Source organism: Methylobacterium sp. R2-1 (assembly GCF_014191355.1).
In the GTDB taxonomy this organism is placed as follows: Bacteria; Pseudomonadota; Alphaproteobacteria; order Rhizobiales; family Beijerinckiaceae; genus Methylobacterium.
Genome location: NZ_JACHWM010000008.1, coordinates 216393 through 239021, shown reverse-complemented (window position 1 = coordinate 239021; position 22629 = coordinate 216393). Strand labels below are relative to the sequence as shown.

Genomic DNA, 22629 nt, shown 5'->3' with positions numbered 1-22629 from the left:
ATGGGACATGCGAAAAGCTCACGCCCCCCGGCGGGCCATCAACTGCTCGATCAGCGTCGCGCCGGTCTCAAGGGCGGACAGCTCTTCCGCCACGGTGGCCACCGTCTGCGCGATCTGCTCCGGCGTGTGCTCGGAGGTCATGAAGAAGCGCAGGCGCGAGGAGCGCTCCGGCACCGCCGGGTGGATGATCGGCTGCACGTTGATGCCGCGCTTGAACAGCCGGTCGGACAGCGTCACGGCTTTCAGCGAATCGCCGACGATGATCGGGATCACCGCAAGACCGAGGCTCGAACCGGTATTCAACCCGTGCTTCTTGGCGAGCGCCAGGAACTGGTTCCCGTTGCGGCGCAGGCGCTCCACCCGCTCTGGCTCGGCCTGCATCACCGAGAGCGCGGCTTCAGCCGCGGCGGCGAGCGGCGGCGACATGCCGACGCTGTAGACGAAACCGCCCGCAGTACATTTCAGGTATTCGATCAGCGCCGAGGGACCGCAGATGTAGCCGCCGCAGGAGGACAGCGTCTTCGAGAGCGTCCCCATCCAGATGTCGACGTCCGACGCCTCGACCCCGCAATGCTCGTGCAGGCCCGCGCCGGTACGGCCCAGCACGCCGAGACCGTGGGCATCGTCCACCATCAGCCAGCAATCGTAGCGGCGCTTCAGCTCGACGAAGGCGGCCAGATCCGGCGCGTCGCCGTCCATGCTGTAGAGGCCCTCGACCACGATCAGCGCGCGGCGGTGCTCGTGCCGGGTCGCCTCCAGGAGTTTTTCCAGGGCGGCGGGGTCGTTGTGGGCGAAGGAGCGGCGCTGGGCGCCGGAGAGCTGGGCGCCCGTCACCACGCTGTTATGGATCAGCGCGTCGTGAAAGATCACGTCCGGCGCCTCCAGCATGGCGCCGATGGCGGTGACGTTGGTGGCGTGGCCGCTCACCATGATGACACAGCCGTCCGTGCCGTAATGGGCGGCGAGCGCCCGCTCCAGCTTGAGGTGCCCGGGCCGCTCGCCCGCCACGATCCGGCTCGCCGAGGCCGAGGTGCCGAACGCCTCGATCGCCTTGCGCGCGGCCCCGCTCACCGCCGGGTGCCCGTTGAGGCCGAGGTAATCGTAGGACGAGTAGTTGGAATAGGCTTGGCCCTCGATGCGCGTGTTCGCACCCGCGCGGGTCTCGTGCACTCGGAAGAACGGGTTGCCGAGACCGATGAGGTCGGCGGCCGAGCGCTGCAGGCGCAGCTCGCGGTAGCCGGTCAGCTTCTCGAAATCCTGGGCTGACTCGTCTGTCGGCGGCGCCTTGGTCTCGACGGGGGCTGGCCGCGCGTTGGTGCGGCCGAGCCGGTTGGTGACGAAGCTCGCGAGCGCGGCCCGGCCGTCCTGCGGGCGTGACGGCTGGGTCATTGCAAGATCTCTTTGATGTCCGAGACGTTCTGCTCGACGAGCTCGTTGAACGGCGTGAGCGTGGCGGCGTCGAGATCGCCGACATGCTTGGTCGCAAGGCTCAGAGTCACGCCCGCGGCCTCGTCCACCGGCGTCGCCACCGCCTGGATCAGGGTTTCGGTGAGTTCATTCACCGTGAGCCCCGACGAGATGCCGGCCGGCGGCGCATCGAGGGCGAAGCGCTCCTGAAGGCTCGCCCCTAACTCGACGCCCATCAGCGAATCGAGGCCGATCTCCGAGAGTTGCCGCACGCGGCTGATGTCGTCCTTCGGCAGGCGCAGGATGCGGGCGATATCCTCGACGATGGCGTCGGCCACGGTCTTGCGAACCGCGTCGATGTCCGTGGACCGCAGCAGCGCACCGATATTGATCGCCGCGACCGCGCCGGATTCCGCCTGCTGGTCACCGCCGAGGCTGGCGTAGCTCGGCGAGCGCAGGGTGGCGAGGCGTTCGCGCGCCTTGCCCCAGTGCATCGCGGCGATGGCGATCACGCCCTCGTCGCTCGCGCTGGTCTGGCCTTCCAGCGCTTCGGCCATGAGGTCGAGGCAGAGGCGGGCCTCCATCGGCGTCACGCCGACGCGGGAAGACAGCGTCTCCATCACCGCCTTGTTGCGGGCGAGCACACCGACATCGCCGATGGCGCCCCAGGCGACCGCAAGCGCCGGCAGGCCGAGTCGACGGCGCTGGCGGGCCAGCCCCTCCATGAAGCCGTTGGCGGCAACATAGGAGCCCTGGCCGGGATTGCCGATGAAGGTCGTGGCCGAGGAGAACAGCACGAAGTAGTCGAGCTTCCGGCCACGGGTCGCGGCATCGAGATGCCCCGCGCCGATCACCTTCGGCGCGATCACCGCCTCCAGGGTCTCCGGCTCGATCGCCGAGATCAGACCGTCCTGCAGCACCATGGCGCCGTGGATCACGCCCGCGAGCCGCTCGCCCCGGGTCTCGATCCCGTCGATCAGCGACTCGACTGCCCGGCGGCTGGTGATGTCGCAGGCCTTGATCTCGACCCTCACACCTTGCTTGGTGAGATCCGCGATGACTGCACGGCCTTCCTCGTTCGGCTTGCCTGAGCGGCCGACGAGCATGATGCGCTTGGCCCCGCGATCGGCCAGCCAGCGCGCCGCCTCGATACCGAAGCCGCCGAGACCGCCGGTGACCAGGTGGATGCCCTTCTCGGAGACCGTGAAGGGGTTGCGCTGGACCCGCGCGACCGAGCCGGGCGCGGGCGGCGTGACGACGATCTTACCGACATGCCCCGATTGCTGCATGAGGCGGAAGGCATCCGACGTCTCGTCGGCGGCGAAGGGTTGGTAGGGTAGGGGACGCAGGCCCCCTTCCGCGAAGAGCGCCATCACCTCGCGGAACATCCGCGCTCCGTCCTCGCCCTGGTGCTGAAGCACCTGATCGAGATCGACGCCGAAGTAGGAGAGGTTCCGGCGGAAGGGCCGAAGTCCGATATGGGTGTTGGCGACGTAGTCGCGCTTGCCCAACTCGACGAAGCGCCCGAACGGCCGCAGGCAGTTCAGCGAGCGCTCCATCATCTCGCCGAACAGCGAGTTGAGCACCACGTCGACGCCGTCGCCGGTGATGTGGCGGACGTCGTCCACGAAGGCGAGCGAGCGGGAATCGAGCACGTGCTCGGCCCCGAGCGCGGCGACGAGCGCCCGCTTCTCGCGCGAGCCGGCGGTGGCGATGACTCGCGCGCCCTTCCACTTGGCGATCTGGAGCGCGGCCAATCCCACGCCGCCCGCGCCGCCATGAACCAGCAGCCACTCGCCCTTGCGCAGGCGTGCGCAGGTGCAGAGCGCGTAGTAGGCCGTGAGGAAGGCGACCGGAACGGTCGCGGCTGCGGCCGGATCGAGCCCCGCAGGCATCGGCGCGACGACCATCTCCGGCACCACCACATGGGTGGCGAAGCCGGATTGGGCGAAGGCGACGACCGAATCGCCGACGGTGAAGTCCACTACGCCGGCACCGATAGCGGTGACGCGGCCGGAGACTTCGAGGCCGAGGCGCGGGCCGGCGAAGCCGTCCTCCAGGATTTCCTCCGGGAGCATGGAGAGCGCCCAGAGCACGTCGCGGAAGTTGAGGCCGGTGGCGGCCACCGCGATCTCGACCTCGCCGGGGCCGGGGGCGGCGCGCTCGGCCGGGCCCCAGACCATCTCATTGAGGCCGCCGGTGTTGGAGCGCTCCAGCCGTGCCGCGGGGGCCGCCTCGCCGGCCGTGGTCGCGGCGCGGCCGGGATGGAAGCGCACGACGCGGGTGGCGTCGGCGTCGAGCACGATCTCGGTCTCGTCGGTGCCCGACAGGATCAGGGCGCGCAGGCGCTCGGCGGCGTCCTTCGAGGACAGGGTCGGGGCTAGGTCGATCCGGCGCACATCGAGGGTGGCCGTTTCGTTGGCGAGCGTCCGGCTGAAGGCCCAGACGCCGGCCTCGACCGCCGCCGCCTCGCCGCCCGAATCGCGGGTGGCGCCGGGGGCGATCACCCAGAGCCGGGTCTGGCGGCTGCCGAGATACTCGGCGCAGCGCTTGAGGCTGAGGCAGCGGTCGCGAAGACGCGTCGCCGCCTCGCCCTCTCCGGCGAAGGCGCCGGCGAGGAACACCACGGTGTCGGGCGTCTCGCGCTCGAGTTCGCGCAGCGACTGCTCGGAATCGAGGATGATCGAGACGTGGACGCCGCTCGCCACCAGCAGGGTCGCCAGCGAGGAGGCGGTCTCGGCGCCGAAATCGTCGTCGGAGCCGACCACGAAGGCGAAGCTCTGGCCGTGGCCGACCGCCGAGCGAACCGGGGCTTCGGCGACCAGCAGCAGGTCGTCGCCGTTGGCCGAGGCCGCGCGGTCGGCGGAAACCCGCACGAGGCCCGAGGCGCTGAGGCGGCGCTGCCAGCCCGTCACGTCGTCGAGGCGCGAGATCGGCATCCCGGCGACCGTGTCCTCGAACCAATCCGGCGCGAGGCCGAAGACGAGGTCGCGGAACAGCGAGGCGCCGGGCTCGACCGCCACCAGCAGGCCGCCCGAGGCGAGCGCCGCCGCGAGCTGCCCCGGCAGGGCCTTGTCGGAGCGGTGCAGTACGTCGCTGGCCAGAACGATGTCGAAGGCGGCAGCCGGCAGGGCGTCGGCGGCTTCCGTCACCGTGACCGAGCCCGGCAGGGCGAGGCGGGCGCGCTCCGCCAGCCGCCGATCGGTCTCCAGCACGGTCAACCGGGCATCGACTTCGCGGGCGAGCATGGCGGCACGGGCGGAGAGCGGACCGAAGCCGACCTGGAGGATGCGCAGCGCCCGGTCGGACGGCAGCCGCTCGCGGGCCTCCGCCACGATCCGCGCGACGACCTCCGCGGCGGCGCGGGCGGTGGCGCCGCGCAGGTGGAAGGCGTCGAGCGCGGCCGGCGGCAGGCTCGCCGCGCTCACCGCTTCACCCGCCACGATCCGCCCGACGAGGGCGGTGGTGTCGGCGAGCAGCACTAGTTCCGCGGCCAGTTCCGGATGGTCGGCCGCGATCCAGCGCATGGTCTCTTCGGGCGCGGGCAGGGTCACGTCCCGGCGCAGGCGCCAGACTCCCTTCTCCAGCGTCGCGAGCCCGCTGCTTTCCAGGGCGTAGAGGGCGTTGGTCGCCCAGGCGTGGAGCGTCTCGGGCAGGCGGCGGTCGAGCACCACCTTCCCCTTCTCGGAAAGCCCCTCGGCCAGCCGGTAGGCGAGCGCGGTGGCCCAGCCCTCCAGCAGCAGGTGACCCGGTCCGAGATCGGCCGTGTCCGGTGCCGTTACGGCGGCGAGGCTCGGGCGCAGGCGCTCGGCCACGCTCGGGCGGCGCTCCAGCGGCAGGGCGGTCGGCTCGGTGGCGCGCTCCACCCCTTGGGTGATGGCGTAGGCGTCGAGATCGCTGCCGCTGCGTGCACGGAGGGCTTGGAACCGGCCTTCGCGGATCGTGGCGATCACCTCGCCCTCGGCGTCGGTGAGGGTGAAGTCGGCGAGGATCGAGCGCTCGTTGCAGCGCCGGGTGCGGATTTCGGCCCGGGCGATCGCCGCGCCGGGGCGCAGCAGGCGCACCTCGCCGAAGCGCACGGGCACGTAGGCCTTGGTGGCGCCCTCGCCCATCAGCTCGGCGAAGAGCAGGATCAGGCCGTGGAAGCAGGAATCGAGGCGTGCGGGCACGAGGCCGTAGCGGGCGTCGGCCTCGGCCGGGATCAGCTCGGAGACGATGGTGGTCTCGTCGATCCGAGCGGAGGCGGCCACTTGGCGAAAATTCTCGCCGAAGCCGAGGCCGGAGGCGAGCGCCCGGCGATAGAGCCCTTCACCCGAAATCGCGTGCTCGGCCGGAATCGCGAGATCGCGGCGGGCCGGCGTCGGAAAATCGCCCTCGATGATCTTGGCCGAGGCGTGGAGTTGCCAGGGCGTCGGGGTCAGGCGGGGGCGGCTGAGGATCTGGATTTGGTTGCCGGAGCCGGACAGGCGCACCAGCACCTCGCGCAGAGAATCCTCGGCGAAGACCATCGGCGAGAGGATCTCGACGTCGGAGAGCGTCACGCTCTCCGTGCGCAGCGCTTGGCGGGCGACGTGCAGCGCCATCTCGACGAAGGCCGCGCCGGGCAGGATCACCTGACCGTCGATGCGGTGGTCGTCGAGTTCGGGCACGAGCGCCGCGTCGAGATGGCCGTGCCATTCGAGACCGTCGGGCGCGAGCCGGGTGCCGGCGAGCGGGTGGTAGGGCCGCGGCGCGGCACCCGCCCCCTCGGTCGTCTCGGCCAGGCGGAACGGGCGGCGCTGCCAGGGATAGAGTGGCAGGGCGATGATTCCGGCCGGATCGGCACCGAACAGGCGCGCCTCGTCGACGGCGGCACCCGCGACCAGCGCGGCGGCCACCGCCTTGGCGATCGGATCTCCGCCAACGGGCTTGCGATGCATCACACCGACCGAGGCGATTTCAATGGCGAGCGGCTCGATGGCGTCGCCGATATGCGGCAGCAGGGTCGCACGCGGGCCGACCTCGACGAAGACGCGGACGCCCTGGCGGGTCGCCTCCTGCAGCGCTTCGCAGAAGCGCACCGGCTCGCGGATGTTGCGCCACCAGTAGCCGGCGCCGAACCGGTCGCCGGGCAGCACCGTACCGGTCACGGTCGAGACCATGGCGGTGTGACCGGCAGACGCCTTGAGCCCGTCGAGGTCGCGAAGCAGCGGACGCTCGGTCGGATCCATCAGGCGACCGTGGAAGGGGTATTCGAGGTCGAGCTTGCGACCGCGGCGGCGCTTGCGCGCCAGCGCCTTCATCGCGGCCTCGATATCGGCCTCGGGACCGGCCACCGTGATCGCTTTGGGGCTGTTGTAGGCGGCGATGTCCAGAGTCGGGTAGTCGGCGAGGAACGCCTCCATCTCCTCGACCGGTCCGAGCAGCACCGCCATGGTGCCGAAGCCGCGCGTCGACTCCTGATGCTTGCTGCGGAAGAAGATGACCCGCACCGCCTGTTCGAGGCTTAAGATACCGGCGGCTTCCGCCGCGGCGATCTCGCCGACGCTGTGGCCGAGGACGGTGCGGGGCGCGAGACCCTTGGCGCGGAGTGCCGCGGTCGAGGCGCTCTGGATCGCGAAGATCAGCGGCTGCGAGACGCGGGTGAGGGAGAGGCGTGCGTCGAGATCCTCGGCGAACATCGCCTCCTTCAGCGACCAGCCGGACAGCTTCCCGAACAGCTTGTCGGTCTGATCGAAGCGGGCGCGGAAGGTCGCGCTCTCCTCATAGGCCTCGCGGCCCATGCCGACCCATTGGCTGCCGTTGCCGGAATAGACGAAGGCGACCTCGGCCTGACGCTCGACCGCGGTGCCGACGACCGCCGCCTCGCTCTCCTCGCCCTCGGCGAGTGCCCGCAGGGTGGCCGGCACGTCCGTGCCGGGCGCGATCGGCAGGGCGAGGCGGGTGGAAAGGCGTTCGCGGCGGTGGAACGCGGCGGCCGCGACGCGAGCGGCTTCCTCCGGCGCGGCGCCGTCGAGGCGGGCGGCGTAGTCGAGGGCGAGATCGTTGAGGGCGGCGCGGCTCTGAGCGGAGAGCAGCAGGATCTCGGGCGCCCGTCCGGCATCGTTGGCCGCCGCGACCGGAGCGGGGTCGGTCAGCACGACGTGGGCGTTGGTGCCGCCGAAGCCGAACGAGTTCACGCCGGCGAAGCGCTCGACCTTCGTGCGGGCGAGCGCCAGCGGCGCGCGGTTCACGGCGAGCTTCAGCGTCTCGAACGGGATCTCGGGGTTCAACTCGGCCGCGTGCAGCGAGGGCGGCAGCAGGTCGTTCTCGAGCGCGAGGCTGGCCTTCAGTAGGCCGGCGAGTCCCGAGACCGGCTCGGTATGGCCGATATTGGTCTTGATCGAGCCGATCGGCAGCGGGGCTCGGCGCGGCTTGCCGAGCTTGGAACCGATGGCCCCGGCCTCGATCGGGTCGCCGACCGGCGTGCCGGTGCCGTGCGCCTCGACGAAGGCGATCCGGTCGAGATCGATCTCGGCCTCGCGGTAGACCTGCTCCAGGAGCGCGCCCTGCGCGTGGCCGGAGGGGAGCGAAATGCCGGTGGTGCGACCGTCCGAGTTGACGCCGCTCGCTGCGATCACGCCGCGCACGGCCCGGCCGCTGCGTGCGGCGGCCTCGGCCGATTGCAGGATCAGCACGACACCGCCCTCGGCACGCACGTAGCCGTCGGCGCTCGAGGAGAAGGCCTGACACAGGCCGGTGCGCGACAGCATCTGCGCGTTGGAGAAGGAGATGAAGTTGAACGGGCTCGCCAGGATATTGGCCCCGGCCACCACCGCGGTGTCGACCTGACCTGCCTCGATCGCCGCGATGGCGGCGTTAAGGGCGACCAGCGAGGACGAGCAGGCCGTGTCGAGAGTGAAGCTCGGACCCTTCAGGTCGTAGATGTAGGAGATGCGGTTCGAGATGATCGAGAGCGTGTTGCCGGTCGCCGCGTAGGCGTCGCCCGAGGACGGATCGAGGATGCGCAGGTTGCCGTAATCGAGGGCCGAGGCACCGACGAACACGCCGATATGGCTGCCCGCTACCGCCGAGGGGCGCAGGCCCGCATCCTCGAATGCCTCCCAGGTCAGCTCCAGCAGCATGCGCTGCTGCGGGTCCATCTGCTCGGCCTCGCGCGGCGAGATGCCGAAGACGCCCGGATCGAACGACCAGATGTCGTCGAGCACGCCCGCGGCCCAAGTGTAGCTCTTGCCCCGCTCCTGCGCCCGCGGGTGGCCGAAGGCCGGCAGCGACCAACGGTCCTCGGGGATGCTTGAGACTGCGCAGCGCGCTTCGGTCAGGAGCTGCCACAGCCCCTCGACGTTTTGAGCCCCGGGCAGGCGGCAGGCGCGGCCGACGATCGCGATGTTCTTGCGGTGAGTCACGTCGATCCGTTTACGCTCGTGAAGCAGGGACCGGGGGTCCGTTCGGCGAGGGCGTTTCGCCCGCACCGCGAATGTCTCGTGAAACCTCGGCTTCCCCATGGCGCCCGAAGGCGGGCGGCCGACGACCGGAGGTTTTAAGAGACACTCTTAATCTGACCGACAGGACCGTCCAACCCGCTTGGCTGCAACCTCTCCCTTAATCCAGAGAGATTGGGAGATTGTGTGGCACGTATTCATCAGTGAATCATTGATGGCCGAAAAGCGGCGAAATGCCGATACCAACAAATATCAGTCGTGGTCGTCGGGGCGAGTTCGAAAATTGCCAACATTTCGCCATCGGAGTGGCGAAGATCTTGCGAATATTGCGATGCGTTTTAAACGAATTTTTGCGCTCTTCCTATGAGATCGATTTCGACGAGAGCTGCTGGGTTGTTGCGCCTGCAAGTTGCAGCTCTCCCGCTCTTCAGTTGAGGTGGCTTCAAGAATCGCGTCCGACAGATGGCGGATCGAAGCCCGCCATCACGCAATCCCGATGCCGGCATAGGCGAAGCCGTGCCGTTCGACCTCCGCGGGCGCGTAGACGTTTCGCAGATCGACGAGGACGGGGGCGGCCATCAGTGCCTTCAGCCGCGCCAGATCCAGAGCCCGGAACGCGTTCCACTCCGTCACGATCACCAGAGCGTCCGCCCCCTCCGCGCAGGCATAGGCGTCCTCGGCGTAAGCCACTCCCTGCAGCAGCGGCCGCGCCTGCTCCATGCCTTCCGGATCGTAGGCGACGATCTGCGCACCCGCATCCTGCAAGCCGGCGATGATCGACAGAGAGGGCGCATCGCGCATGTCGTCGGTGTTCGGCTTGAACGTCAGACCCAAAAGCGCCACCCGCTTGCCGCGCACCGACCCGCCGCAGGCCGCGATCACCTTGCGCGCCATCGCCCGCTTGCGCTGATCGTTGACCGCCACCACCGTCTCCACGATCCGCACCGGCGTGCCGTAATCCTGCGCCGTCTTCACCAGAGCCAGCGTGTCCTTGGGAAAGCACGAGCCGCCATAGCCCGGCCCCGCATGCAGGAACTTGGCCCCGATGCGGTTGTCCAGCCCGATGCCGCGGGCGACCTCCTGCACGTTGGCGCCGACCTGCTCGCACAGATCGGCGATCTCGTTGATGAAGGTGATCTTGGTGGCGAGGAAGGCGTTGGCGGCGTACTTGGTCAATTCGGCCGTGCGCCGTCCGGTGAGCAGGATCGGGGCGGCGTTGAGGTAGAGCGGGCGGTAGACCTCCTGCATGACGGCGGCCGCGCGGGCGTCCTCGGCGCCGATGACGATGCGGTCGGGGCGCTTGAAGTCGCCGATGGCGGCGCCCTCGCGCAGGAACTCGGGGTTGGAGGCGACACCGACCTCGAGGTCGGGGCGGGCCTCGCGCAGGATGCGCTCGACTTCGTCGCCGGTGCCGACCGGCACGGTCGATTTGGTGACCACGACGGCGTAGCCGGTGAGCGCCTGGGCGATCTCTCGGGCGGCGGCGTAGACATAGGAGAGGTCGGCAAAGCCGTCGCCGCGCCGCGATGGCGTGCCCACGGCGATGAACACGGCCTGGGCGTTGGCGACGGCGGGTTTGAGGTCGGTGGAGAAGCCGAGGCGCTTCTGGCGGACGTTCTCGGCGACGAGCGTGTCGAGGCCGGGCTCGTAGATCGGCATGCGGCCTTCGTTGAGGGCGGCGATCTTGGCCGGATCCTTGTCGACGCAGACGACCTCGTGGCCGAAATCGGCGAGACACGCGCCCGACACCAAGCCGACATAGCCCGAGCCTATCATCGCGATGCGCATCGATGTCTCCGCCGGGGCGCCGGATCACTTCCGGTTTGTTGCAGTGCAGTGTAGCCCGGTTCGGTGCGCGCGCAAGCCGCCGTCCGATGCCATCGTCCCGCGGTCGATCTACAGCCGGTAATGCGCCGCCGCGCGAGAAAGATTCGGGTTGTAGTAGGGATCGGCCCGCAGCACCGGCTCCCAGCGCTCGCGCATCACGCGTGATTCGGTCTCGAACCGAGCGCGCTTCTCCGGTGTGTCCTCGGCCCCCCGGCTCTTCGATTCGTGATGGACGAGGCGGGCATGCGGCGTCCAGACGATGCGGTAGCCGGCCGTGCGGATCTTGAGGCACAGGTCGACGTCGTTGAAGGCCACGGCGAGACCGACGGCATCGAAGCCGCCGACTTCGGAAAAGACTTGCGCGCGCGTCGCGAGGCAGGCGCCGGTCACCGCCGAAACCTCCTGCGACAGCACCATCCGCGCGAAGTAGCCGGGCTCGCGGTCCGGCAGACCGAGATGGCTGTGGCCAGCAATTCCGCCGATCCCGAGCACGATCCCGCCATGCTGGATCGTACCGTCGGGGTAGAGGAGTTTTGCGCCGACCGCGCCGATCTCCGGGTCGCTCGCGATCGAAGCGAGTTCGGTGAGCCAGCCCGGCTCCAGCACCTCGATGTCGTTGTTGAGGAACAGCAGGATCGTGCCCCGCGCCGCCGCCGCTCCGCGGTTCGACAGTTCCGAGAAGTTGAATGGGCCCGGCGCGGGTAGCACGCGGAAGCGCGGATCGGCGGCGTAGCGCGCGAACAGGTCCCGTGTCGCCGGCTCGGCGCTGCCGTTATCGACGACAATGACCTCCAGGGCCGGGTAGTCGGTGCGCGCGAACAGCCCGTCGAGGACCACGCCGAGCAGTTCCGCCCGATCGCGGGTCGGGATGATCACCGAAACCAGGGGAGGCGGTTCGGGCAGAGGCCGTACCAGCCGGTTGAAGCCTTGCATTCCCCGTTCGGCGCGCGCGCCCCGGCGCTCCGCGACTTCGGCCAGGGCCTGCAGACGCGCATCCTCGGCCCGAGCCAGGGCCCGATCCGAGAAGGTGCCGGAGCCGGCCGCCGCCCGCCAGTGATAGAGCACCTTGGGAATGTGGCGGACGCGATTGCCGTCGAGCCCCTCGGTCAGGCGCAGAAGCAGATCGTGATCCTGGCTCCCCTCGAAGCCGGGCCGCAGGCCGCCGAGCCGGCGCAGCGTCTCCGTGCGAACCACGCAGAGATGGTTCACGTAGTTCTGGGCCCACAGCAATTCGCGGTCATAGCCCGACTTGAAATGCGGCTCGAAGCGGCGGCCGCGGCCATCGACCTTGTCCTCGTCGCTGTAGATTAGCTCCAGGTCCGAATCGGCCCGGATGGCGGCGGCCACCTCGAACAGGGCGTTCTCGGAGAGGAGGTCGTCATGGTCGAGGAAGGCGGCGTAGGGGCCGCTCGCAAGGCTCAGGGCGTCGTTGGTCGCTCGGGCAATGTGGCCGTTCTCCGGCCGGCGCACAGAGCGGATGCGCGGTTCCTCGGCCGCGTGGCGCGCGATCAGCCGCGGGATGCGCGGATCGGTGGAGGCGTCGTCGGCGATGCAGAGTTCCCAGGCCGGGTAGAGCTGACTCCGCACTGAGCGGATCGCAGCCTCCAGCACGCGCGGATCGGGATCGTGCACCGGCATCAGGACCGAAATGAGCGGCGGTGCCTCCCAGCCCGCGATCTCGGCGCGGATCCGCGCGCGCTCGGCCGTCGTGAGATGGTCGAAACGGGCGATCCAGGCGGCGTAGCCGGTCTCAGGCCGGTGCGCGAGCGAGCGCGCGACCATCCCGCGGGCGCGGACTTTCAGTCCGAGGACGCGCCAGTAGACCGCCTGTGCCGTGAGGCCGGGCTGGCGGAGTCCCGCCCGCGCCACGATGCCGAGGCGCCCGCGGCGGCGGATGGTGAGGTCACGCAACCGGAAGGGATCGGTCCGCGACAGGGCCGTCAGGCGTAAGCTCGCGACATCCGGTGGCAGCAGGCCGGTCCAGGCGAAGGCGTCACCGCCGAGCGGCTCCTCGATCAGGGCCGCCCCCTTGCCGTCATCCGAGACAGCGCTGAGGAGGGCGCGGGCGATGCCGCCGCTGCCGGCATCGCGCCACGTCACGTTGACCCAGGCCCCGCCGAGGCCCGCACCGGCGAGGTCGATGAGCAGCTCGGCTCCGTCCGTGCCCGTCACCGGGAGCGCCCGGCTCGCGCGCATCGACGTGAGCGCCGGCCTGAGCGTGATGTGGGGGCCGGCCTGCTCCGACATCGCTCCTCAGACCTCCCAGTTCTTCGAGACGGAGGCCCGCACCGCATCGCTCAGCACCGTGTCGTAGACGACCATGTCGCGGGCGAAGCGCATCCCGCGCAACAATTCGGCGAGCGCCAGTGTCTCGTTGGGAATCGGCAGCGGCAGCGGCAGTGGGGCTTCGATCCCGATGTGGTGGAACACCGAAGCCATGAACGCCTCGAAGTAGTCGCGGTGGCCGACGACGTCGATGCGCGACAGGACCTCGACCGCGATGATCGAGCTCGCCGGCATCAGCCGGTCCTCCGGCACGTGGGTGCTGAGTTGGCGAGTGAGGGGGTTGTAGAGCAGGTGATAGGCCCGCTCCGGCATCATTCGGAACAGCCGCTTCAGGCTCTTCACGTCGGTGAAATCGTAATCGAGGGTGAAGGCTGCCGCCTCGACGAGGTTGCCGAGGCGCCAGTGCTGCTCCGCATTGGCGGCGATGCTCGCCCGCTCGCGCAGCCAGTACAGCCGGCTCGCCAATTCCACGAAGGGATCGTGGACGAGCAGCATGGTGAGCGCGCCGCTCTGGACGAAGTGCCCCTCGTAGCGCGGGAAGATGATCGAGCCGGCCATCAGGGAGGAATCGAGCGTGACGGTGTCGAACATCGCGCGCAGGATCTCATCCGGGAACCGGCCGATTCCGAAATACGATTGCCGGAAATAGGGGTAGAGCGCGGTCTGGATCACCGTTTCCGGGCGGATATGGCCGTTGAGCAGGATGACCTTCTTGTCGGTCAGGCCCTCGCGCGGCAGCCGCCGGTAGATCAGCACATTGGTGTCGACGTCGTAGATCTCGAGCCGCTCGATCCCGGCGAGTCCCGGCACGTCGGTCTCGCGGATCTCGAAGTGGCACTGTCCGGTCGCGTGCCAGCCGAACTTGACGAAGTTCTGGTCGGCATGGATCGCCGAGACCTCCGCTACCCGGCGCCCCTCGATGCAGACGGAGACACGACTGATCGCCTGGGGGTTGTCCGGCACCACCCAGCCCCGGATCACGTCGCCCTCGTCGGACGATAGGAGAAACCGCATCCTTGCTTGCCGTCCTCGGTCCCGTGCTGGTCCGTACGTTCGGTCTCTACGCCTAACGCGCCTGCCGCGTTGCCACGCGCGCTGCCTCTCGGCCGACGTGGTGCGGCCGTGACGGCACCGCAGGAGCACGGCGGCCACGTGTTCCGCGGCGCACTCTTAGCCGATTTTTGCCGCTCGCGCGCAATGGGGACGGCGTTGCGACGGCAGCGCCCGCGCGTTTCGGCAAATGCTGTCAGATTCCGCCAACGTCCCGCTTGCGGAGCCGACCGGCACCGGCTATAGCCGCGGCCTCGCAGGACGCCGGGGCCACCCGGAAGATCTGCCAGGGCGCGTAGCTCAGCGGGAGAGCACTACCTTGACATGGTAGGGGTCACAGGTTCGATCCCTGTCGCGCCCACCATCTCCGCCAAACGGGATGGACGATGAGACCAAGGCTCCGGAAACGGGGCCTTTTTCTTTGGCCGGATGATCCATCGGTTCGCGGGGCCGCCGCAACGTGTTGTGCCGATGCCGCCACGTGTGCCGCGGAGAGGAATGCTCCGCCGGATGAGGTCTTGTGCCCGAGCGGGCGTCGCCCCTTTTCAAAAAAGGAAAGCCCCGCCGTTTCCGGCGGGGCCCTCTCATTGCCCGGCATCCGATCCCGCAGGATCGGATGCGCCCGATCAGGCGTGGGCCAGCGCCGCGTTCGGCACCGCCGCGTTGTTGGAGAGGTGGTGCTGCTTCAGCATTGGCCGCAGCACGGCGATGGCGAGTGCCGCCGCGATCAGGTCCATCGTCGCCACCGTGTAGAGCACCGTCGACCAGGTGCCCGTCGCCTGCATGATCAGGTTCCCGACCGGCACGAACAGCGCGGCAAAGCCCTTGGCGCAGTAGAGGACGCCGTAGATCTTGCCGATATGCTTCGAGCCGAAGGTGTCGGCGGCCGTGGCGCTGAACAGCGAGTAGACCTCGCCCCAGGCCAGGAACACGATGCCCGACAGGATCACGAAGGCCCAGGGGTTCGAGCCGAAGTAGCCGAGCGCCACGATGCCGATGCCTTCCATCGCGAAGGCGATGAACATCGTCTTCTCACGGCCGATCCGGTCGGAGATGAAGCCGAAGAGCGGACGCGAGATGCCGTTCATGACGCGGTCCAGCATCAGGGCGAACGGCAGCGCTGCCATGGCGAAGAAGTACAGGTTCACCTGGAAGTTCTTCACGCCGAGGTCGGTCGCGATGACGCCGAGCTGAGCCACCGCCATCAGGCCGCCGGTCACCGTGCAGGTGAACATCAGCAGCATGACGTAGAAGACCGGCGTACGCAGCGCCTCACCGAGGGTGTAGTCGCGGCGGGTCTGCAGCACCTTGGTCGAGAACTTGACCTCGTCCTTGGCCGGCGAGCGCATGAAGATGGAGGCCAGGATGATGACGGTGCCCTGGATCAGGCCGAAGGTGAAGAACGCCTGGGCGTAGCTGCCGGCATCGATCATCTTGGCGATCGGGATGATCGTCAGCGCCGAGCCCGCGCCGTAGCCGCCCGCCGTGAGACCGACAGCGAGGCCGCGCTTGTCCGGAAACCACTTCAGGGCGTTGTTGATGCAGGTGGCGTAGACGCAGCCGACGCCGATGCCGCCGAGGATCGAGCCGATGTAGAAGCCGGTCAGCGAGGTCGCGTAGGAGTTCATCACCCAGGCCGCGCCGGTCATCAGGCCGCCGAACATCACGACACGGCTCGGGCCGTACTTGTCGATGAAGTAGCCTTCGATCGGTGTCAGCCAGGTCTGGACGACGACGAAGATCGTGAAGGCGACCTGAATCGCGGCGCGATCCCAGCCGAAGGTCTTCTGGATCTCAGGAACGAACAGGGTCCAGGCGTACTGAATGTTGGCCGCGGCCACCATGCAGATCACACCGAGGACGATTTGAAGCCATCGGTTCGACGATACGACCGGGCGATCCGGGGCAGTGGACGATAGTGCCATGAGCGTGCTCCCTCGTGCCTGCACAGACGTGAAGGCTTGTTGTGTAGAATTGGCGTGGTGCGCTTGAAAAGTCGTCAGTGCAGGGCGTTGCGATTCCTTCCTCTGCCTGTCGGATCCGAGGGCCCGTCTCCTCCAGAGCATTGGTATGCATTATTTGGTATGCCAGGCATGCAGGCAAGCGAAATAATGCGCAATCTGACACGAAAGTGGGAAAGCGGAAGGATGAAAACCCGGAACCCCACGGAAAACCGCCTCATCCGCCGGAGAACGCGTCGGGCTCCGGCATGGACGAAGGTGGGTTCGACACGACCGCGCCGATGAAACGATCGACGCCTCTATCCCAAGGGCGACAGGTCCGGTGGTACGCTCTGCGGCAACGTCTTCGGGCCGTCTTGCGCAGAGCTTTGTGAGTTGAGGAGGTCTCGGCGCCGTTACGCTGGCATCCCGGAAAGATAGCCAGATCTCGGGACGCTCCGCCCTCGCGAGCTTGGTCGCCGTCCCGGCCGGGCGCCGTTCTTGCTTGCGGGCGCGCAGCGGAAGCGGACGCTCGTTCGCCGCACAAGTCCACCTCGCAGGAAATCACCTCGACAGGTCGCTCGATCGTTGCATCCTGTCGGGCGAGGCCAAGGAGCCAATCGATGCCCTACCGCCACACCGTCGGTCCCCGAACCCACGTTTTCGCCGATCTGGCGACGCTGATGGCGAAGGCGACCCCGGTGCGCTCCGGCGACTGCCTCGCGGGGATTGCCGCCGAAACGGCCGAGGAGAACATGGCCGCGCGCTGGTGCCTGGCCGAGGTGCCGCTCAAGGAGATCCTGGCGCGTCCGCTGATCCCGTACGAGGAGGACGACGTCACCCGCCTGATTCTCGACGACCACGACGAGACGGCGTTTGCCGAGATCGCCGCTCTGACGGTCGGGGACTTTCGCGAGTTCCTGCTCACCGCCTCCTCCGAGACGCTGGCGCGAATCGCCCCCGGCGTGACACCGGAGATCGCCGCGGCGGTCAGCAAGATCATGCGCAACCAGGATCTGATTCTGGTCGCTCGGAAATGTCGCGTGGTCACGCGGTTTCGCAACACGATCGGCCTGCCCGGCACGCTCGCGGTGCGGCTCCAGCCCAACCATCCGACCGACGATCCGGCGGGCGTCACCGCCTCGATCCTCGACGGTCTCGCCTATGGCTGCGGCGATGCGGTGATCGGCATCAACCCGGTCTCCGATTCGATCCAGACGATGGGGACGCTGCTGCGCCTGTTCGACGGCATCATCGGCCGGCTCGAGATCCCGACGCAGGCCTGCGTGCTCACCCACGTCACCACCACGCTCGACGCGATGAACCGCGGCCTGCCGGTCGATCTCGTGTTCCAGTCGATCGCGGGGACGCAGCGGGCCAATGCGAGCTTCGGCGTCACGCTGCCGATCCTGCAGGAGGCCCACGAGGCGGCGCTCGCGCTCAAGCGCGGGACGCTCGGCGACAACGTGATGTATTTCGAGACCGGCCAGGGTTCAGCGCTCTCGGCGGATGCCCATCACGGCATCGACCAGCAGACCCTGGAGGCCCGCGCCTACGCCGTCGCCCGGCGCTACCGCCCGCTCCTCGTCAACACCGTTGTCGGCTTCATCGGGCCGGAATACCTCTACGACGGCAAGGAGATCATCCGTGCCGGGCTGGAGGATCATTTCTGCGGCAAGCTGATGGGCGTGCCGCTCGGGGTCGACGTCTGCTACACCAACCATGCCGAGGCCGATCAGGACGACATGGACACGCTGCTGACCCTGCTCGGGGCGGCCGGCTGCACCTACGTGATGGGCATTCCCGGCGCCGACGACGTGATGCTGAACTACCAGTCCACCTCGTTCCACGATCAGCTCTACATCCGCGAGGTGCTGGGCCTGAGGCGAGCGCCCGAATTCGAGGAATGGCTCGCCCGCATCGGCCTCACCGACGCGAGCGGCGCCCTCCTGCCCGGCGGGGCCGAGGCCCGGTTGCTCACCGCCGCGCCGGAGCTCGCCGCATGAGCACCGCGAGAGACGATCTCTGGCAGCGGCTCGCCCGCCTCACCCCCGCCCGGATCGGCCTCGGCCGCGCCGGGGCCGGTTTGCCGACCCGCGAGGTGCTGAAATTCGGCCTTGCCCACGCCCAGGCGCGGGACGCCGTGCATACGCCGATGGATGCCTCCGCGATCGCGGAGGCCATCGGGGCCCTGGACTTGCCGACCGTGACCGTGACCTCCGGTGCGGAGGATCGTGCGACCTATCTGCGCCGCCCCGATTACGGGCGCCGCCTCTCGCCGGAGAGTTTGAAGGCCCTCGCCGATTCCGCAGCCGAGCCCGTTGATCTCGCCCTCGTCGTGGCCGACGGCCTGTCGGCGCGCGCGGTGCACGAGGGCGCCGCCGCCCTGCTCGCCGCCTTCAAGCCCCATGCGGAGCGGGCCGGCTGGCGCCTCGCCCCGGTGGTGATCGCGACCCAAGCCCGGGTCGCGCTGGGGGATGCGGCCGGTGCGGCGCTGAGGGCCCGCGCAGTGGTGGTGGTGATCGGCGAGCGCCCCGGCCTGTCCTCGCCCGACAGCCTCGGCCTCTATGTCACCTTCGATCCCAAGCCCGGGCGCTCGGATGCGGAGCGGAACTGCATCTCGAATGTCCGGCCCGCCGGCCTCAGCTTCGAACTCGCCGCGTTCAAGCTGAACTGGCTCCTGACCCAGGCCTTCGCCCGCGGGCTGACGGGCGTGAACCTGAAGGATGAGAGCGACCGGCTGATCGAGGCGAGCGCACCCGATCTTGCGATCAGCGCGGGCTGAGCCTGTTCGACGAGGCTCGGCAGCGTCATCCCGAAAGGATGCGCCGCCTCGCGCAGCGCTGAAAGCTGGGGCACTTGGCTATCGTTGAGAGGGATCGCTGCGGATACTGATCTGCGGCGGTGCCCATGGCCGTTGGCCGCCAGCACATCTCGCATTTCGGGTGCAAGTACATCCGGAATTCGGACTGAAAAATCCGTCCTCCGCGGGACCGCGTGAGCCTCGATGCACGTTGACCGTGCGAAGTCTTCCCGGACTTGGCGTAAGCTCGGCTGTTGCGGCCCCGACACACCGCGAAAGCAACCAGACTTTGCCTTGAGCTGTGCCTTTGAGCGCCGCAATCCCACCATAAACCGGGACGACTTCCGGGGTCGCGGTAAACGCTGTCGCTCCAACGCTTTACCGCAGAGTTTCGAGGACGTCGAAGGACGTTTTCCCGCGCTGGACCGTAACGGGTCGGGTGGGCCTCGGGGGCGTAACGGGACCGGGGCACGAGAACAGCGATGGACGCGCGTCAGACCGACAAGTCGAAGCTGCCGAGCCGGCACGTGACGGAAGGGCCCGAGCGCGCACCCCACCGCTCGTACCTCTACGCCATGGGCCTGACCACCGAGCAGATCCATCAGCCGCTGGTCGGCGTCGCCTCGTGCTGGAACGAGGCCGCGCCCTGCAACATCTCGCTGATGCGCCAGGCGCAGGCCGTGAAGAAGGGCGTTGCCGCCGCCCGCGGCACCCCGCGCGAGTTCTGCACCATCACCGTCACCGACGGCATCGCCATGGGCCATGGCGGCATGCGCGCCTCGCTGCCGTCCCGCGAGGTCATCGCCGATTCGGTCGAGCTGACGATCCGCGGTCACTCTTACGATGCCCTCGTGGGGCTGGCCGGCTGCGACAAGTCCCTGCCCGGCATGATGATGGCCATGGTGCGCCTCAACGTGCCCTCGATCTTCATCTACGGCGGTTCGATCCTGCCCGGCTCGTTCCGCGGTCGGCCGGTCACCGTGCAGGATCTGTTCGAGGCCGTCGGCAAGGTCGCCGTCGGCGACATGAGCCTCGATGACCTCGACGAGCTGGAGCGGGTGGCCTGTCCCTCGGCCGGCGCCTGCGGCGCGCAGTTCACCGCCAACACCATGGCCACGGTCTCCGAGGCGATCGGCCTCGCGCTGCCCTACTCGGCCGGCGCCCCCGCGCCCTACGAGATCCGCGACCAATTCTGCGCTGCGGCCGGCGAGAAGGTGATGGAACTGATCGCCAAGAACATCCGTCCGCGCGACATCGTCACCCGCAAGGCGCTCGAGAACGCCGCCGCGACCGTGGCAGCCTCCGGCGGCTCGACCAACGCGGCCCTGCACCTGCCGGCGATCGCGCATGAATGCGGCATCGAGTTCACCCTGTTCGACGTCGCCGAGATCTTCCGCAAGACCCCTTACATCGCCGATCTCAAGCCCGGCGGGCGCTACGTGGCCAAGGACATGTTCGAGGTCGGTGGCATCCCGCTGCTGATGAAGACGCTGCTCGACCACGGCTACCTGCACGGCGACTGCCTCACCGTCACCGGCCGGACCATCGCGGAAAACCTCGCCAAGGTCGCTTGGAATCCAGATCAGGACGTGGTGCGCCCCGCCGATCAACCGATCACCGTCACTGGCGGCGTGGTCGGCCTCAAGGGCAACCTCGCCCCCGAGGGCGCCATCGTGAAGGTCGCCGGTATGCCGGCCGAGAAACAGGTGTTCACCGGCCCGGCCCGCGTCTTCGACGGCGAGGAGGCCTGTTTCGAGGCGGTGCAGAACCGCACCTACAAGCCCGGCGAAGTTCTGGTCATCCGCTACGAGGGCCCGAAGGGAGGCCCCGGCATGCGCGAGATGCTCTCGACCACCGCCGCCCTCTACGGTCAGGGCATGGGTGATAAGGTGGCGCTGATCACCGACGGGCGCTTCTCCGGCGCGACCCGCGGCTTCTGCGTCGGCCATGTCGGCCCCGAAGCCGCCATCGGCGGCCCGATCGGCCTGCTGCGCGACGGCGACATCATCACACTGGATGCAATCAAGGGCACGCTCGACGTGGCGCTCTCCGACGAGGAACTGGCCCAGCGCCGGGCCGCGTGGACGCCGCGGGGCAACTCCGCGACCTCCGGTTACCTCTGGAAATATGCGCAGACCGTCGGGCCTGCGGTGAACGGCGCCGTGACCCATCCGGGCGGCGCCAGGGAGACGCAGAGCTATGCCGACATCTAGGACCGTCCCTCTCCGGCCCACGCGGCCGGCCGGGGTCGATCTGGGTCGGCTCCGCGCGGGTCTGCTCGCTGGATTTCTGGGATTCTCGCTGGCGATCGCTGCCGTCGATCCCGGCACGGCGCTCGACGCCACCGCCCGCACGCCGGTGCCCGAGAAGGGGTACCGTTCGGGCCGCGACGCCCTGCGCTCGGGCGTGCGCGACTACAACGCGGGCGACAAGCAGGGCGCCGTGCGGGCGCTCGAATACGCCGCCGACCAGGGCCAGACCCTGGCGCTGTGGAAGCTCGGCCGCATGTACGCGGACGGCGACGGCGTGCCCCATGACGACCTCAAGGCGTTCGAGTACTTTTCGCGGATTGCCGACGACAACACCGACGACTCGCCCGACACGCCGAATTCCGGCGTGGTGGCGAGCGCCTTCAACGCGCTGGGCACCTACTTCCTGGAGGGGATCAAGGGCACCTACGTGCGCCCGAACGCCGAGCGTGCCTACGACATGTTCAACTACGCGGCGTCGTATTTCGGCGACCCCAACGCGCAGTACAACCTCGCCCGGCTCTATCTCGACGGCACCGGCGTCGAGCAGGATCCGCGCAAGGCCGCGCGCTGGTTCAACCTCGCCGCCGAGAAGGGGCATCGCCCGGCCCAGGCGCTGCTCGGCGACATGCTCGTCAACGGCACCGGCGTGCAGCGCCAGACCGTCAAGGGGCTGACCTGGCTCGCCATCGCCCGCACCGGCGCGCAGGGCGCGGCGGATGCCTGGATTGTCAGTCTCTACGACAAGGCCTGGGACTCGGCGAGCGAGGCCGACCGGGCCGACGCGATGGCACAGGCGCAATCGCTGTCCACGGGCTCGACCCGGCGGCGGCGGTGACGGAGCGCGTACTGTCGCAATCCGGGGTTCGTGCCAGAGACATGCCCGCACCCTGCGGACCCCGCCGAAGCCTCCTCCAGAGCCGTATCCGACCTGATGCAATCAGGTCGGATTTTGACGCGCTTTCTTCGACGAACCGGCATCCACTTCGTCGGAAAGCGCTCTAGCCAAAGTATTCGTAGGGATCCGTCGCAGCGCTTGCCGTTGCGAAAGATCTGTTCACGTTTTCGCGCGCGGGTCCCACAGCAGGATCTCCGCTCCAGCTTCGTAAGCCATGCCTTCAGGGTAGCTTATGATTTCTAGTTGCAGACCCCATGGTGTGCTAAAATAGAGTATGGCCTGCCCGGCTATCGGACCCTCGTTGATGACGATAGGTCCCATACGGGTCGCCACGCCCTGCGCATCGAGGAAGGCTTTCGCTGCTTCGATATCTCGGACGTAAAGCCCGAGATGGAATGCGCCGATATCGCTGTTGCGCGGCTTAAGATGTTCCTGATCCGGCGCGGAATATTCGAACAGTTCGATATTCGAGCCATGACCTGTGCGGATCATCGCAACGCGCTCGATGCGGGCTCTTGGATGCACGCCGAGAGCATCGGTCATAAAGGTTCCCTGATCGTCGGCAATCGGTCCAAACGCCAGGATCTTGGGGCAGCTGAGAACTTTAGCGAAAAAGTCGACGGCTTCGTCAAGATCGGGGACCGTCAATCCGATGTGATTGAGACCGACTAGACTTGGCAGGGTGGTGTCGGCCGTTCCACTCAACTTATTTCTCCTTCGACGCGGGACAGGTCCGTCTGCTTGCAGC

General features: G+C 68.5%; 11 protein-coding genes, 1 tRNA gene and 1 riboswitch. Of the genes, 5 read left to right on the top strand and 7 right to left on the bottom strand.

The window, feature by feature from the left end; genetic code table 11:
- Nucleotides 1-18 precede the first annotated feature (18 nt).
- From FHU13_RS13585 to FHU13_RS13565, 5 genes are all read right to left on the bottom strand, one after another.
- Nucleotides 19-1389 carry an aminotransferase class I/II-fold pyridoxal phosphate-dependent enzyme gene (locus FHU13_RS13585; protein WP_183436405.1) on the bottom strand — a complete coding sequence of 457 codons (1371 nt, stop codon included), beginning with the start codon at nt 1387-1389 and terminating at the stop codon, nt 19-21.
- Nucleotides 1386-8792, bottom strand: a complete 7407-nt coding sequence (locus FHU13_RS13580) for a type I polyketide synthase (protein WP_183436404.1) — start codon at nt 8790-8792, stop codon at nt 1386-1388. The genes FHU13_RS13585 and FHU13_RS13580 overlap by 4 nt, the downstream gene beginning before the upstream one ends.
- Before the next feature lie 519 nt (nt 8793-9311).
- A complete protein-coding gene (locus FHU13_RS13575; protein WP_183436403.1) occupies nt 9312-10616 on the bottom strand; it encodes a UDP-glucose/GDP-mannose dehydrogenase family protein in 1305 nt (434 codons plus the stop codon).
- Nucleotides 10617-10724: 108 nt separating this feature from the next.
- A complete protein-coding gene (locus tag FHU13_RS13570; RefSeq protein WP_183436402.1) occupies nt 10725-12902 on the bottom strand; it encodes a glycosyltransferase family 2 protein in 2178 nt (725 codons plus the stop codon).
- A gap of 6 nt (nt 12903-12908) precedes the next feature.
- Entirely contained in the window at nt 12909-13955 is a 1047-nt protein-coding gene (locus tag FHU13_RS13565) for a hypothetical protein (protein ID WP_183436401.1), read from the bottom strand.
- 325 nt (nt 13956-14280) lie between these two features.
- Here FHU13_RS13565 and FHU13_RS13560 point away from each other — a divergent pair.
- Nucleotides 14281-14355 (top strand) — tRNA-Val (locus FHU13_RS13560).
- Nucleotides 14356-14533: 178 nt separating this feature from the next.
- Nucleotides 14534-14611: riboswitch (molybdenum cofactor riboswitch) on the bottom strand.
- A gap of 6 nt (nt 14612-14617) precedes the next feature.
- On the opposite strand, the gene oxlT is transcribed toward FHU13_RS13560, so the two are convergent.
- Nucleotides 14618-15916 (bottom strand): oxalate/formate MFS antiporter, encoded by a 1299-nt coding sequence (gene oxlT, locus FHU13_RS13555; RefSeq protein WP_183436400.1) that lies wholly within the window; start codon nt 15914-15916, stop codon nt 14618-14620.
- 638 nt (nt 15917-16554) lie between these two features.
- On the opposite strand from oxlT, the gene FHU13_RS13550 reads away from it, so the two are divergent.
- The 4 genes from FHU13_RS13550 (at nt 16555) to FHU13_RS13535 (ending at nt 21821) form a co-directional block, all read left to right on the top strand.
- Nucleotides 16555-17937: an ethanolamine ammonia-lyase subunit EutB gene (locus FHU13_RS13550; protein ID WP_183436399.1), complete on the top strand. Its 1383-nt coding sequence runs from the start codon at nt 16555-16557 to the stop codon at nt 17935-17937.
- Nucleotides 17934-18716, top strand: coding sequence for an ethanolamine ammonia-lyase subunit EutC (gene eutC, locus FHU13_RS13545; RefSeq protein ID WP_183436398.1), 783 nt, complete (start codon nt 17934-17936; stop codon nt 18714-18716). The genes FHU13_RS13550 and eutC overlap by 4 nt, the downstream gene beginning before the upstream one ends.
- 500 nt (nt 18717-19216) lie before the next feature.
- Nucleotides 19217-20947 carry a dihydroxy-acid dehydratase gene (ilvD, locus tag FHU13_RS13540; RefSeq protein ID WP_183436397.1) on the top strand — a complete coding sequence of 577 codons (1731 nt, stop codon included), beginning with the start codon at nt 19217-19219 and terminating at the stop codon, nt 20945-20947.
- Nucleotides 20934-21821 (top strand): tetratricopeptide repeat protein, encoded by an 888-nt coding sequence (locus FHU13_RS13535; protein ID WP_183436396.1) that lies wholly within the window; start codon nt 20934-20936, stop codon nt 21819-21821. Before ilvD ends, FHU13_RS13535 begins: the two co-directional genes overlap by 14 nt.
- A 219-nt stretch (nt 21822-22040) precedes the next feature.
- Here the strand turns inward: FHU13_RS13535 and FHU13_RS13530 are convergent, their stop codons facing one another.
- The gene (locus FHU13_RS13530; protein WP_246714649.1) at nt 22041-22586 is read right to left on the bottom strand and encodes a VOC family protein; all 546 of its coding nucleotides are present in this window, start codon (nt 22584-22586) and stop codon (nt 22041-22043) included.
- Between the last annotated feature and the right edge of the window lie 43 nt (nt 22587-22629).